This window comes from Pseudomonas sp. GR 6-02, from assembly GCF_001655615.1.
GTDB lineage: Bacteria > Pseudomonadota > Gammaproteobacteria > Pseudomonadales > Pseudomonadaceae > Aquipseudomonas.
Genome location: NZ_CP011567.1, coordinates 6258130 through 6272380, shown reverse-complemented (window position 1 = coordinate 6272380; position 14251 = coordinate 6258130). Strand labels below are relative to the sequence as shown.

Annotated in this window: 9 protein-coding genes and 1 pseudogene; 6 read left to right on the top strand and 4 right to left on the bottom strand. The window is 60.4% G+C overall.

The genetic code is table 11. From position 1 onward, the window contains the following. Positions 1–29: 29 nt before the first annotated feature. Together PGR6_RS27945 and PGR6_RS27940 are read left to right on the top strand one after the other, a co-directional pair. Positions 30–458, top strand: a complete 429-nt coding sequence (locus PGR6_RS27945) for a c-type cytochrome (protein ID WP_081625748.1) — start codon at positions 30–32, stop codon at positions 456–458. A gap of 129 nt (positions 459–587) precedes the next feature. Further along, complete coding sequence (locus PGR6_RS27940; RefSeq protein WP_064621099.1) at positions 588–2510, top strand: acetyl-CoA hydrolase/transferase C-terminal domain-containing protein; 1923 nt, start codon at positions 588–590, stop codon at positions 2508–2510. A gap of 68 nt (positions 2511–2578) precedes the next feature. On the opposite strand, the gene PGR6_RS27935 is transcribed toward PGR6_RS27940, so the two are convergent. Both PGR6_RS27935 and rep read right to left on the bottom strand, forming a co-directional pair. After that, positions 2579–3151: a xanthine phosphoribosyltransferase gene (locus PGR6_RS27935; RefSeq protein ID WP_018927509.1), complete on the bottom strand. Its 573-nt coding sequence runs from the start codon at positions 3149–3151 to the stop codon at positions 2579–2581. Positions 3152–3208: 57 nt separating this feature from the next. Beyond that, positions 3209–5218, bottom strand: a complete 2010-nt coding sequence (rep, locus tag PGR6_RS27930; protein WP_018927510.1) for a DNA helicase Rep — start codon at positions 5216–5218, stop codon at positions 3209–3211. A 262-nt stretch (positions 5219–5480) separates the two neighbouring features. Between rep and PGR6_RS27925 the strand changes: the two genes are divergently transcribed. Further along, on the top strand, positions 5481–7145 hold the full coding sequence (locus tag PGR6_RS27925; protein ID WP_064621098.1) for a putative bifunctional diguanylate cyclase/phosphodiesterase: 1665 nt from the start codon (positions 5481–5483) through the stop codon (positions 7143–7145). 104 nt (positions 7146–7249) lie between these two features. On the opposite strand, the gene PGR6_RS27920 is transcribed toward PGR6_RS27925, so the two are convergent. After that, on the bottom strand, positions 7250–8647 hold the full coding sequence (locus PGR6_RS27920) for a NorM family multidrug efflux MATE transporter (RefSeq protein WP_018927512.1): 1398 nt from the start codon (positions 8645–8647) through the stop codon (positions 7250–7252). Positions 8648–8804: 157 nt separating this feature from the next. On the opposite strand from PGR6_RS27920, the gene PGR6_RS27915 reads away from it, so the two are divergent. The 3 genes from PGR6_RS27915 to PGR6_RS27905 all read left to right on the top strand — a co-directional run bounded on the left by PGR6_RS27915 (position 8805) and on the right by PGR6_RS27905 (position 13284). Next, positions 8805–9725: a LysR substrate-binding domain-containing protein gene (locus PGR6_RS27915; RefSeq protein ID WP_019580487.1), complete on the top strand. Its 921-nt coding sequence runs from the start codon at positions 8805–8807 to the stop codon at positions 9723–9725. Between the two features lie 185 nt (positions 9726–9910). Next, a complete protein-coding gene (locus PGR6_RS27910) occupies positions 9911–11887 on the top strand; it encodes a methyl-accepting chemotaxis protein (RefSeq protein ID WP_064621097.1) in 1977 nt (658 codons plus the stop codon). Between the two features lie 182 nt (positions 11888–12069). Next, on the top strand, positions 12070–13284 hold the full coding sequence (locus PGR6_RS27905; protein ID WP_064621096.1) for an aldose 1-epimerase family protein: 1215 nt from the start codon (positions 12070–12072) through the stop codon (positions 13282–13284). A gap of 6 nt (positions 13285–13290) precedes the next feature. Here the strand turns inward: PGR6_RS27905 and PGR6_RS27900 are convergent. Further along, positions 13291–13941 (bottom strand): annotated as a pseudogene (locus tag PGR6_RS27900) (ATP-binding protein); the annotation flags it as partial. Between the last annotated feature and the right edge of the window lie 310 nt (positions 13942–14251).

Here is a 14251-nt window from a genome sequence, read left to right as displayed (position 1 = left end):
CGTGACTAGCCACCATTGAGGGTGTACGCGTGAACCTAATTATGAAAATGCTGGCCGCACCAGCAACCGTATTGGCCCTTTGGGCAGTCAGCGCACAAGCTGCGACCAACGACGATATCGCTAAACGTCTTGAACCAGTCGGCCAAGTCTGTGTGCAGGGTAAAGAATGCAAGGGGATGGAAGTCGCTGCTTCGGTTGGCGGCGGTGCGTCGAAAACGCCTGACGAAATTATTGCCAAACACTGCAATGCTTGCCATGGCACCGGCCTGTTGGGCGCACCGAAGATCGGTGATGCCGCAGACTGGAAAAAACGTGCCGATAAAGAAGGCGGCACCGCTGCTGGCTTGGCGAAGGTAGCGTTGAGCGGGCTCAATGCGATGCCGCCAAAAGGCACATGCAGTGACTGCGAACTGAAAGACCTTGAAGGCGCCATCCAGAAGATGTCTGGCCTGAAATAAGCCTGTTTTCAACGAAAAGCCGCTTGCGAGCGGCTTTTTTGTGCCTGCGATTTGCCTGAGGCTATTCTTTGCAGCAAAGACCCGGCAAGCTCGGTTCAACCCAATTCATGGGTTGGGCGGGAGGATCAGATGGTGCAGTTGTGTTCTATCGAGCAGGCGGTCGATGACGTTCTGGCACGGTTGCCGGCGCATATCCACATGGGCCTGCCGCTGGGGCTGGGCAAACCCAACCACTTCGTCAACGCGCTGTATCAACGCATTGCGCAACAGCCCGAGCGGCAGCTGACGGTCTACACCGCCCTGTGTCTCGGTCGTCCGCCCTTGGGTGATGGCTTGCAAAAGCGCTTCCTCGAACCCTTCATCGAGCGGGTGTTCGGCGATTACCCGGAACTGGATTTCCTCGCCGACCTGCATCGCGACAGCCTGCCGAACAACATCCACATTCATCAGTTTTTCATGCAACCGGGCAGCCTGCTGAACAGCGCCCCGGCCCAGCAGGATTACGTCAGCAGCAATTACAGCCACGCCGCACGGGACATCAATGCCGCCGGTTTGAATCTGGTGGCGCAACTGGTCGCCAGCCATAGCGAACATCCCGATCGCCTGAGCCTGAGCTGCAACCCGGACATCACCCTCGACCTGTTGCCGATGATCGCCAAGCGCCGGGCGGCGGGGGAGACGATCCTGATGGTGGGCCAGGTGCACAACGATTTGCCGTACATGCCCGGTGACGCGGAAGTCGGCATCGACACCTTCGATCTGCTGATCGACGCCAAGGACAACACCACGTTGTTCTCCACACCGAACATGCCGGTAGGTTGCCAGGATCATTTCATCGGGCTACACGCCAGCACGCTGGTGCGCGATGGGGGCACCTTGCAGGTCGGCATCGGCGCCATGGGCGATGCCCTGACGGCGGCGTTACTGGCGCGGCAGGCGGACAGTGACGGTTACAAGGCGTTGCTGGCGGATCTGAATCTCAGCCAGTGGGCGCAGTTGATCGAGCGCGAAGGTGGCGTCGAACCGTTTGCCAAGGGCCTTTACGGTTGCAGCGAAATGTTCGTCAACGGCTTGCTGGTGCTGGCGGACGCCGGGATCGTGCGACGCAAGGTCTACCCGGATGTGCAGACCCAGCAGCAGGCGAACGCCGGGACGCTGAATGAGTCGGCGCAAACCGATGGCATCTCGGTACATGGCGGGTTTTTCCTCGGGCCGCGCAGTTTCTACGAGCGCTTGCGCGAATTGCCGCAGAGCAAACGGCTCGAATTCAACATGACCCGCATCAGTTACATCAACGAGCTCTACGGTCAGGAAGAGCTCAAACGCTTGCAGCGCCTTGATGCGCGCTTCATCAACACTGTGTTCACCATGACGTTGCTCGGTGCGGGCGTGGCGGATCAGCTCGAAGACGGGCGGGTACTCAGCGGCGTTGGCGGGCAATACAACTTCGTGGCCCAGGGTCATGCACTGGAAGGCGCGCGCTCAATCCTGCTCCTGCGCAGTTGGCGCGAGTCGGGCGGTGAGGTCAGTTCGAACATCGTCTGGGAATACGGCCATTGCACGATCCCACGGCATCTGCGGGACATCGTCATCACCGAGTACGGCATCGCCGATTTGCGGGGCAAGACCGACGCGGCGGTGATCGAGGCGTTGCTGAACATCAGCGACTCACGCTTCCAGCCGGGGCTGATCGAACAGGCGCAGAACGCTGGCAAATTATCGAAGCATTTTCGCCTCGATCCGCGTTTCGCCGACAACAGCCCGCAGCGTTTACAGGCCATTCAGGCCCGGCATTCGAATCTGTTTCCGGAATATCCGTTGGGCTGCGATTTCACGACGCAGGAGCGGGATTTATTGCGGGCGCTGAACTGGTTGAAGAGCAAGTTCAAGCTCACGGAGATTCTGGAATTGGGCAAGGCGGCGCTGGATGCGCCAGAACCTTCGCAGTTTCCCGTGCATCTGGAGCGGATGCAGCTGACGAAGCCGGAGGGGTTGAAAGAGGATTTGTTTCAGCGGTTGTTGCTCACCGGCCTCAAAGCCACCGCGCAATAACTGGCAGTCGAAATCAAATGTGGGGGCGAGCCTGCTCGCTCCCACATTGGTTTTTCGGTGTAGTGGCTTTATTCGATGAAGGTTACAACGCCATCCTTCAGCGACTGCACCCGAGCCAACGATTCCACGCGATAACCCTGGGCATCCAGTTCCGCACGGCCACCCTGGAACGACTTCTCGATCACGATGCCCAGACCGGCCACGGTCGCGCCGGCCTGTTTGATGATCGAGATCAGCGCTTGCGAAGCCTTACCGTTGGCCAGGAAGTCGTCGATGATCAGCACGCGGTCGCTGCTGGTCAGGTGACGCGGGGAGATCGCCACAGTGCTTTCGGTCTGCTTGGTGAACGAGTAGACAGTCGCCGACAGCAGGTTTTCAGTCAGGGTCAGGGACTGATGCTTGCGCGCGAAAATCACCGGTACGCCGAGGTTCAGGCCGGTCATGATCGCCGGGGCGATACCCGAGGCTTCGATGGTGACGATCTTGGTGATGCCCGAATCCTTGAACAGCGAGGCGAATTCGTCGCCGATCAGCTTCATCAGGGCCGGGTCGATCTGGTGGTTCAGAAAGGCGTCGACTTTCAGGACCTGGTCGGAAAGCACGATGCCTTCTTCGCGAATTTTCTTGTGCAGTGCTTCCATGAAGCTGTCCTCTGTTGGCGTCTTTTGTGCCGAAGGTCTAAATAAATGTGGCTAATTCTAGCGCTTTAACATCGCGCGTATATCTGCCAGCGCGCTGTTGCCGCGAACGGCTTTGACTTCGGTCGGGGTGTCGTCGTTGCCTTCCCAGGCCAGGTCGTCCGGCGGCAGTTCATCGAGGAAGCGGCTGGGCGCGCAGTCGATGATCTCGCCATATTGCTTACGCTTGGCGGCGAAAGTGAAAGCCAGCGTCTGACGCGCTCGGGTAATCCCGACGTAGGCCAGGCGGCGTTCCTCTTCGATGGTGTCGGCTTCGATGCTGGAGCGGTGCGGGAGGATTTCCTCTTCCATGCCCATGATGAACACGTAAGGGAATTCCAGGCCCTTGGAGGCGTGCAAGGTCATCATCTGCACACCTTCGGCGCCATCTTCCTCTTCCTGCTGACGCTCCAGCATGTCGCGCAGCACGAGTTTGCCGATGGCATCTTCGACGGTCATCTCACCGTCTTCGTCTTTCTCCAGCGTGTTCTTCAGTGCCTCGATCAGGAACCAGACGTTACCCATGCGGTAATCGGCGGCCTTGTCACTGGAGCTGTTGGTGCGCAGCCAGTTCTCGTAGTCGATGTCCATGACCATGCTGCGCAGGGCGGAGATCGGGTCTTCGCCGGCGCACTGCTCGCGGACCTTGTCCATGAAGCGCTTGAAGCGCGACAGGCGATCGGTGAAGCGGCTGTCCAGGTGTTCGCCCAGGCCGATTTCGTCGGTGGCGGCGTACATCGAGATTTTTCGCTCGGTGGCGTAGTTGCCCAGCTTCTCCAGGGTGGTCGAACCGATCTCCCGGCGTGGGACGTTGATCACCCGCAGGAAGGCGTTGTCGTCGTCCGGGTTCACGATCAGGCGGAAGTAGGCCATCAGGTCCTTCACTTCCTGGCGTCCGAAAAAGCTGTTGCCGCCGGACAGTCGGTAAGGCACCTGGTGATGTTGCAGCTTCAGCTCGATCAGCTTGGCCTGGTAGTTGCCGCGATACAGAATCGCGAAATCGCTGTAGGGCCGGTCGGTGCGCAAGTGCAGGCTGAGGATTTCCACGGCCACGCGCTCGGCTTCGGCGTCTTCGTTGCGGCAGCGGATCACGCGGATCTCGTCGCCGTGACCCATTTCACTCCACAGCTGCTTTTCGAATTCGTGCGGGTTGTTCGAAATCAGCACGTTGGCGCAGCGCAGGATGCGGCTGGTGGAGCGGTAGTTCTGCTCCAGCATCACCACTTTCAGGGACGGGTAATCGTCCTTGAGCAGCATCAGGTTTTCCGGGCGGGCGCCGCGCCAGGCGTAGATCGACTGGTCGTCGTCGCCTACCACGGTGAACTGGTTGCGTTTGCCGATCAGCAGTTTCACCAGCAAATACTGGCTGGCGTTGGTGTCCTGGTATTCGTCCACCAGCAGGTAGCGGACCTTGTTCTGCCATTTTTCCAGGATGTCGTCGTGTTCCTGGAACAGTTTTACCGGCAGCAGGATCAGGTCGTCGAAGTCCACCGCGTTGAACGCCTTGAGCGTGCGCTGGTAGTGGGTGTAGACGATGGCGGCGGTCTGTTCCTTGGGGTTGCGTGCGTTTTCCAGGGCTTCGGGCGGCAGGATCAGGTCGTTTTTCCAGGCGCCGATCATGTTCTTGATCTCGTCGACGCCGTCGTCGCCCGAGTATTCCTTCTGCATGATGTCGGTCATCAGGGCTTTGACGTCGGTCTCGTCGAAGATCGAGAAGCCCGGTTTATAGCCCAGCCGCACATGTTCCTTGCGGATGATGTTCAGGCCCAGGTTGTGAAAGGTGCACACCGTCAGGCCGCGGCCTTCACCGCCCTTGAGCAGCGTGCCGACCCGTTCCTTCATCTCCCGCGCGGCCTTGTTGGTAAAGGTCATGGCGACGATGTACTGGGCACGGATGCCGCAGCTCTGGATCAGATGCGCAATTTTGCGGGTGATCACGCTGGTCTTGCCGGAGCCTGCGCCGGCGAGCACCAAAAGAGGGCCGCCGACGTAGCTCACGGCTTCTTGCTGCCGGGGATTGAGTCGGGACATACGAAATCAGGGAGTCGTTAGCGAAATGGGCCGGCATTTTAACAGGCTCAGAGAATTGTGCTGCTCTCTCCGACTTGTGACGCAACACGCGATCTCTATTTGCCGGTTTTGATACTTTCACGCAGGATGCGCAATGAATTCGCGTCTAATGTACGTATTCAAGACTCGAAGTCGTGTTTGATAACCGATGATATTGGGTCATTGGTTACCCGAGCGGCATAATGCGCGCCGCCTACATCTTTGCAGAGTCTAGGGAGCTAGCTTGTCTACGCCTGTCGAACCCTTGCGTTTGCTGCTACTGGCCCAAGAGCCGGCGTGGGCAGCGTTGTTGCGCGAGTGTCTGGCTCCAATGGGGAGTTCGGCAGTGCTGCTCAGCGCGCCGAGCTGGGAGTCGGTCAGCAACTTGTTCGATGACAACCGCAGCGCGGTGTTGTTGACGATTCCTGCTCTGCAGCCAGCACCCGGCCGTTGCAGCCTGCCGACGGTGTTGCTGCTCGAACACGAACCGCTGGCGCCGCCCGACGGTGTGAGCGACTGGCTGGTGCGCAACCTGCTGGATCCCGGCATGTTGCGCCGCTGTCTGCGTCATGTGCGTGAGCGCGGGGTGCTGGAAAACACCTTGCAGCGCCTGGCCGAGCAGGATCCGCTGACCGGCATCGCCAACCGTCAGGGTTTCCAGACCTTGCTGGCGGCGCGTCTGGCGGACAACGACGGCCGCGGCCTGGCCCTCGGTCACCTCGACCTCGACAACTTTCGACACGCCAACGACGCCCTCGGCCATCAGGCAGGCGACCGGTTGATTCTGCAAGTGGTCTCGCGGCTGAAAAGCCAGCTGGAGGCCGGCGATCAACTGGCGCGGCTGGGTAGCGATGAATTCGCCCTGCTGATCGACACCCGCCGCGCCCCTCAGCGCGCTGAATGGATGGCCGAACGGATTACCGAAGCCCTGTCCGAGCCCTACTGGATCGACGGCGAAAGCCTGTTGATCGGTTCCAGTCTCGGCATTGCTCACGCCCGGGCGCAGGCCGGCGCCGACCCGTTGATGTGGCATGCGCACATCGCCATGCAGCAGGCCAAGAGTACTCAAGGCTGCACCTTTCACATCTTCAACGAGCGGATCAATCGCAATGCCCGCAGCATCGCCGACCTTGAAAGTGAGCTGCGTCGGGCCTTGCGTCGCGATGAGCTGGAGTTGCATTACCAGCCACGCCTGAACCTTGCGGACGGCCAGATCGTCGGCCTCGAAGCCTTGGTGCGCTGGCGTCATGGCGAACGCGGTTTGCTGCCCCCCAGCGAATTCGTGCCACTGGCCGAGCAAAGCGGCTTGATCGTGCCGCTGGGTTACTGGGTGATTTCCCGAGCCCTGCGGGACATGCAGGCGTTGCGTGAGCGGGGTCTGCCGGCGCTGCACATGGCGATCAACCTGTCGTTCCGGCAGTTTCAGGACAGCCAGTTACTGTCGACCCTGAGCCGGTTGATTGCCGAGCGTGGCGTCGAGGCGCAATGGCTGGAATTCGAACTGACCGAAACCGCGGTGATGCGTCGCAGTGACCTGGTCAAGCAGACCATGGACGCCCTCGGACGGCTCGGTGTGCGCTTTTCGCTGGACGATTTCGGCACCGGGTTCTCATCGTTCGTGCACCTGAACAGCCTGCCGATCGCCTTGTTGAAGGTCGACAAGAGCTTTGTCGGCGGCATGGAAGAACGGGAAGAGAATCGCAAACTGGTGCACGCCATGATCAACCTGGCGCACAACCTCAACCTCGAAGTGGTTGCCGAAGGGGTGGAAACACCGGAGCAGCTGGATTTGTTGCGCGGATTTGGTTGCGATCAGGTGCAGGGGTATCTGATCAGCAAGCCGTTGCCGTTGGCGGAGTTGGTTGAGTATTTGACCTTCGGCTCCAGCCAGCAGGCTGTGCTGGCTTAACAGCGTACCGTAGGAGCGAGGCTTGCCCGCGAAGGCGGAGTGTCAGTCGATATTGTTGTTAACTGACACTCCGCCTTCGCGGGCAAGCCTCGCTCCTACAGGGTTTAATCAGGCTGGGTGATTTGGAAGCTCGGCTGCGACGATGGCTCGCGCCGAATCATCCGCGTCATCTTCCACTCAAACGCCAGCGTCAGGCTCACCGCCGCACACGCCAGCCCCAGCGCCAACCCCCACCAGACGCCCGTCGGCCCCCAGTTCAGATGGAAGGCCATCCACCAGGCGGCCGGCGCACCAATCAGCCAATAGCAGCCCAAACCTACCAGGAACGTGGTCTTGGCATCCTTGAGTCCGCGAATGCAGCCCATGGCAATGGTTTGCGTGCCGTCGAACAGCTCGAACCACGCCGCCACCGCCAACAAGCTCACGGCCAGTTCGATGACCGGGCGAAACGCCGGGTCGTTGTGGTCCAGGAACAAGCCGATCAGCTGATTCGGCAGTAGCCAGAAGACCATCGCGAACCCCAGCATCGACACCGCCCCGAAGGCGATCCCGACCCGTCCGGCCAGCCGCGCATCCAGCAATTGCCCGGCGCCGTAATGCTGGCCGATGCGCATGGTGATCGCGTAGGAAAGCCCCGCCGGCACCATGAACGCCACCGAGACGATTTGCAGGGCGATCTGGTGCGCCGCCAGTTGCGTGCTGCCCATGGTGCCCATGCACAGCGCGGCGAAGGCAAACAGGCCGACTTCCACCGCATAGGTGCCGCCAATCGGCAGGCCCAGGCGCCACAATTCCTTCAAGTATTGACGATTGGGCCGCGACAGCCCCTGGCGCAACGGATAAGCGTCATAGGCCGGGTGCCGACGAATGTGCAGCGCGAGCGCCAGCGCCATCAGGTTGGCCACGATCGCTGTGACCAGACCGATGCCCATCAGGCCCATTTTCGGCAGGCCGAACATGCCGGTGATCAACGCATAGTTGAGCAGGAAGTTGGCCACGGTGCCGCCGAGGCTGATGACCATCACCGGCGTCGCCCGGCCGATGGCGCTGGTGAAGCCGCGCAGTGCCATGAAACTCAGGTAGCCGGGCAGGGCGAACGGCAGGATCAACAGAAACTGGCCGGCGGCCTGGACGTTGGTTGCGGTCTGGCCGAACAGCAGCAACACCGGTTTGAGGTTCCACAGCAGCAGACCCGCCACCAGCGCCATCAACCAGGCCAGCCACAAACCGGCCTGGGTCAGCCGCGCTGCGCCGATGATGTCGCCCGCGCCCTGACGAATCGCCACCAGGGTGCCGACCGCCGCGATCACGCCGATGCAGAAGATCGACACGAACGAATACGTCGCCGCGCCCAGACCGCCGCCGGCCAGCGCCTCGGGACTCAGGCGCGCCATCATCAAGGTGTCGGTGAGGACCATCAACATGTGCGCCAACTGCGAGGCAATCAACGGCCCCGCCAGCCGCAGGATGGCCCAGAGTTCAATACGCGCTGGATGCTGCATGATCATCACGCTCGATTGTCAGAGAGAACAGGAAGCGTCGATTCTCGGCGCTCTGCGGGGTTTCCACAAAGGGATAAAAAGGATGGGTAGCATGATTAAAACTCATGCTCGGGACTTTCTGATAAGTTGAGGCAATCGCGCTATAGGAGGTTTCCCAATGTCTCGTCGTCTCCCTCCCTTGTATGCCCTTCGAGCATTCGAAGCGGCGGCGCGGCATAGTTCGTTTACCCGCGCCGCCGAAGAGTTGTCGATCACGCAAAGTGCGGTCAGCCGGCACATTCGTACGCTCGAAGAGCATTTCGCCTGTCGGCTGTTTCATCGCAGCGGGCGCAACCTGCAACTGACCGAATCGGCGCGGCTGATCCTGCCGGGCATTCGCGAAGGCTTCACCGCCCTTGAGCGGGCCTGCAACACCTTGCGCGCCGAGGACGACATCTTGCGCATGAAAGCCCCGTCGACCCTGACCATGCGCTGGCTGTTGGCGCGGCTCAGTCGCTTTCGCCACCTGCGACCGGGGAACGAGGTGCAATTGACCAGCGCCTGGATGGACGTCGATACGGTGGACTTCAACCATGAACCCTTTGACTGCGCCGTCATCCTCAGCAACGGGCATTTTCCACCGGACTGGGAGACGACTTTGCTGTTCCCCGAAGAGTTGATTCCGGTGGGCGCGCCGAATCTGCTGAAGGATCAACCGTGGGACGTTGCGCGCCTGGCCAGCACCGAACTGCTGCACCCGACGCCGGACCGCCGTGACTGGCGCAACTGGCTGGAGCGCATGGGCCTGAGCGATCAGGTCTCGCTCAAGGGCGGGCAGGTGTTCGACACCCTGGAACTGGGCATGATCGCTGCCGCCCGTGGCTACGGCGTGTCCATGGGTGATTTGCTGATGGTGGCGGAGGATGTCGCGCAGGGACGTCTGAGTTTGCCGTGGCCGACGGCCGTCGCCAGTGGTGAGAATTATTACCTGGTCTGGCCGAAAACCCGCCCGGGAGGTGAACGTTTGCGCCGGCTCAGCGATTTCCTGCAAGGCGAAGTCCGGGCCATGGAATTACCGGATGTCGAACGCCTGGGTTGAATCGATGGAGCCGCTGCAATGGCGGCCTTGAGCCATATCCCCGTTAATCACTCAAGTATTCGGCTTTGCCGCCGAAAATCTGCTGATGGAACCTTCGTACCAGGCTCCACGTTTTCCCCTCTATCAGAAATTTAGCCGAGTGCGACGGGATCAGGATGATCCGGCCCACTGGGTCAGGAGCTGTCATGTCTCAACCTCGTGCTCGGATTGCCTCACAGCTGGGTCTTGCGCTTGCCGTGATACTGGCGATTGTCATCAGCGGCAGCACCGTGTTTGCCCTGCGCTCGCTGGACGCCGCCAACCTCGCCACCCGCGAAGAGCACCTGGCCAGCGAGGCGAGGCTGCTGGCCGATCAACTGAGTACGTTCCACGGCACGTTGCGTGAGAGTACCCAGCGCCTCAGCGGCCTGTTCGAGAAGCGCTTCAGCGCCGGTTTGAGCGTGCATCCGGATGAGCCGGTGACCGTGGCGGGCGTGCAGACCCCGGGCCTGCACCTGGGTGGCGAAGTGTTGAACAACAACTTCAAGGAAGTGGATGAGTTCAAGCAAATGACTGCCGGCGTTGCGACGCTGTTCGTGCGCAGTGGCGAAGACTTCATCCGGGTCAGCACGTCCCTGAGCAAACAGGACGGCACCCGGGCCATCGGCACATTGCTGGATCACGCTCACCCGGCTTATGCGCGCTTGATGGCCGGGCAGAGCTACGTCGGTCGCGCCTTGCTCTTCGAACGGTCCTACATGACTCAGTACACCCCCGTACGCGACAGCGGCGGTAAGGTGATTGCCGTGCTGTTCGTAGGATTCGATTACACCGACGCCCAGAACGCCCAGTTCGAAAACCTCAAGCGCTTCCGCATCGGCCAGACCGGCTCCCTGGCGCTGCTCGATGAGCAGAACAAATGGCTGGTGCCGATCGCCGGTGTGCAAGCGTTGGACGTGGCAGCACCGGCCATCGTCGGTCTGGCCAAGACACCGGGCAAGGGCGATTTCTGGAGCGACACGTCGCAAGACTTCTACAGCATTGCCGTGCCGTTCGAAGGCGGCCCATGGTCGGTGGTGGCGAGCATGCCGAAAGCGGAAATCCGCGCGGTGACCTGGAGCGTCGGCATTCGTCTGGCCATCGGCAGCCTGTTGGCGATGTTGCTGGCGGTGGGTTCGGCGGTCTGGTTGTTGCGCAGCAAACTGGCGCCGCTGGGGGATCTGGTGCGTCAGGCCGAAGCCTTGGGGGCCGGTGATTTGAGCGTGCGCCTGAACGTGTCGAGCAACGACGAAATCGGTCAGTTGGCCCGCGCTTTCAACCAGATGAGCCAGGCTTTGTCGACCATGGTCGAGCACATTCGTAGAGCCTCGGAAGAGGTCAACAGCCGCGCCCAGGCGTTGTCTGGCTTGTCCGGCGGTGCCTATGAAGGGATGGAGCAGCAGTCCGGCGAAATCACCAGCATGGCCGGCGCCGTGGAAGAATTCAGCGCCACCTCGCTGAACATCGCCGACAACATGGGCAACACCCAGCGCCTGGCGCAGGAAAACGCACAGCAAACCCAGATCGGTCGTACGTCGATGGACGAAGCGTCCTCATCCCTGGAGCAAATCGCCGGTGCGCTGAACAGCACCGCGACGGTAATCAACACCTTGGGTCAGCGCTCCCAGGAAATCGGCGGCATCGTCGGGGTGATCACCGCGATCGCCGAGCAAACCAATTTGCTGGCGCTCAACGCTGCCATCGAAGCCGCCCGTGCCGGTGAACAAGGTCGTGGGTTTGCGGTGGTGGCCGATGAGGTGCGCAACCTGGCTTCACGCACTCGCCAGGCCACTGACGAAATTTCCGGGATGATCCAAAGTATCCAGCAGGAAACCGGCAACGCGATCAGCACCATGGAGCAGGGTAACGTGCTGATGCAGGAAGGCTTGTCGCGCAACGCCAACGTCGCCTCAGCCCTGGCGCGAATCGATGAGCAAAGTCGCTCGGCCGGTCAGCAATTCGCCGCCATCACCACCGCGACCCAGGAGCAAAGCAGCACCGCGACCTTGCTCAGCAGCAACCTGCAAAGCATTGCCTTGGCGAACAGTGAGCAGCGGGAAGTGGTGTCGAACCTGGCGGTGACTGCCAAAGAGCTGGAGAAGCTCGCGGCGGACTTGCGGCATGAGGTTGACCGGTTCCGCTGAGGCACCTCCGAAACAGCCATCGCGAGCAGGCTCGCGATGGCATCAACTCGATTCTGCGCGTTATCCACAAGCCCCGTATCGACGATCATTTGGCATTTGCCGTCGTGATCTCGATTTTTATGCTTGCTGAAACGTTTCTTCAAGTTTATAAAAATGGCACAACTCCAAGAAAGGCTGCTGCCATGACCCCGCTCAAACTCTTCGTTGCCCTCAGCGCACTGTCCGCTGCTTCCCACGCCATGGCCTGGGATTACGTCCTGCTCGATACCGACAAAGCCGCCCAGAACTGGCAGATCACCAGCCAGCAACTCGGTGTGAAAACCGACAAGCCCTTCTCCGTGACCCTGCGCACCTTGCATGGCGGTCGGCAGGAGGGCGTCAGCATTGTCGACATCGATAATGGCGCGATGAAACTCTCGGTGGTGCCGACTCGCGGCATGAACGTGCTGCAAGCTTCGGTCGGCAATGTGCGCATGGGCTGGGATTCGCCGGTCAAGGAAGTGGTCAACCCGTCCTTCATCGAACTCAACGGTCGCGGTGGCCTGGGCTGGCTGGAAGGTTTCAATGAACTGGTCACCCGCTGCGGCTACGAATGGGTCGGCCATCCCGGCATGGACAATGGCGAGCTGCTGACCCTGCACGGTCGCGCCGCCAACATCCCGGCCAACAAAGTCACCCTGCACATTGATGAAAAACCGCCATACGCCATCAGCCTGCGCGGTGAACTGAAAGAGCAGGCATTCAAGAAAGTCGACTTCTCCGTCGCGACCGAACTGGTTACCGAGCCCGGCAGCGTCGTGTTCGCCCTCAACGACACCCTGACCAACAACGGTGATTATCCGAAGGAATACCAGGCGCTGTATCACAGCAACTTCAGCACACCGTTCCTGGAGCAGGGCGCCCGCTTCGCCGCGCCGGTGAAGCAGGTCTCGCCGTTCAACGACAAAGCCAAGGGCGATCTGGCGGATTGGCAAACCTACCGCGCACCGACCAAGGACTACGACGAGACGGTTTACAACGTGGTGCCATATGCCGATGCCAAGGGCGATACGTTGACCGTGCTGCATGACAAGGCCGGCAGCCTGGGTGTCTCGGTCGGCTTTAACACTCAAACATTGCCGGTGTTCTCCCTGTGGAAAAACACCGATACCCAGGGCCAGGGCTATGTTACGGGGCTGGAGCCGGGAACGAGCTTTTCCTATAACCGCCGGTATCAGCGGCCACTGAACCTGGTGCCGACAATTGCGCCGAAGGAACAGAAGCAGTTCCGTATCAGCTACAGCTTGTTGGCGGATAAGGCGGCTGTGGATAAGGCGTTGAAACGGGTGAGCGAGATTCAGGGCGGGCGCGAGACTGAAGTGCGGCAGACGCCGTTGGTTGATCTGACCAAGGGGTGACACGGACTAGAGCGTTGTTGGCCGATATTGCAGCGCTTCGGCCAAGTGTTCGCGTCTGATCCCGTCGGCTTGTTCAAGGTCCGCCAGCGTGCGCGCGACCTTGAGCAGTCGATGGGCCGCTCGCAACGACAGCGTTAAACGCTCGCAGGCGGATTCCAGCCAGTTTTCATCGGCTGTGGATAACTTACAGTGCCGGCGTAGGCCTGGCAGGTCGAGGAAGGCATTGGCGCAACCCTGGCGTTTGTGTTGCCGCTCTCTTGCATCAGCAACCAACTCGGCGGCGGTGGCTGTATCGTCGCCGGGTTTCAACGCAGGATTCAACGCCGTGGCCTCACGAGCAACCGTCAGGTGCAGATCGATGCGGTCCAGCAGCGGCCCCGACAGTTTGTTGCGATAGCGCTGCACCATGTCCGGCGTGCAGGAACAACGACCACTTGGCTCGCCAAGATATCCACAGGGGCAGGGATTCATCGCAGCCACCAATTGAAAGCGCGCCGGAAAGCGAACGCGGTCCTTGGCACGGGAAATCACGATGTGGCCGGATTCCAGTGGCTCTCTCAACACCTCCAATACCTTGCGATCAAACTCTGGAAGCTCATCGAGGAACAACACGCCATGGTGGGCGAGGGTGATTTCGCCGGGTTGCGGTTTCGAGCCGTGGGACAAAAAGTATTTGTTGAGAATATGCAGTGCTACAGGCCTGATTCCTTCGTGTTTTCACCAAGAATTAAATGAGGCAGTAGGCGGTAATAAGTGAGACTTAGCTCGAGAGTGGTGGAAATAGGTGAGACTTTCCTAATTCCAGTTTTTCTGAGCCAGCCACATCAGTGCGGAATGCTTGGGAGCGATAATTGTCCTGATCGACACTTGCCCGGCCCTCCTCCGTCATCTCATTCAGCATTGACTGCAAATACTGAAGCCTTCCTCCAGCGACCTTCGCCAAGCTGCCCCCATGCTACCCCAACAG

Bases quoted from the DNA above. Each gene is read 5' to 3' on its own strand.
- PGR6_RS27915 (WP_019580487.1), top strand. From the start codon at position 8,805: ATGTCTCGTCGTCTCCCTCCCTTGTATGCCCTTCGAGCATTCGAAGCG.
- PGR6_RS27935 (WP_018927509.1), bottom strand. From the start codon at position 3,151: ATGGAAGCACTGCACAAGAAAATTCGCGAAGAAGGCATCGTGCTTTCC.
- PGR6_RS27910 (WP_064621097.1), top strand. From the start codon at position 9,911: ATGTCTCAACCTCGTGCTCGGATTGCCTCACAGCTGGGTCTTGCGCTT.
- PGR6_RS27940 (WP_064621099.1), top strand. From the start codon at position 588: ATGGTGCAGTTGTGTTCTATCGAGCAGGCGGTCGATGACGTTCTGGCA.
- PGR6_RS27920 (WP_018927512.1), bottom strand. From the start codon at position 8,647: ATGCAGCATCCAGCGCGTATTGAACTCTGGGCCATCCTGCGGCTGGCG.
- rep (WP_018927510.1), bottom strand. From the start codon at position 5,218: ATGTCCCGACTCAATCCCCGGCAGCAAGAAGCCGTGAGCTACGTCGGC.
- PGR6_RS27905 (WP_064621096.1), top strand. From the start codon at position 12,070: ATGACCCCGCTCAAACTCTTCGTTGCCCTCAGCGCACTGTCCGCTGCT.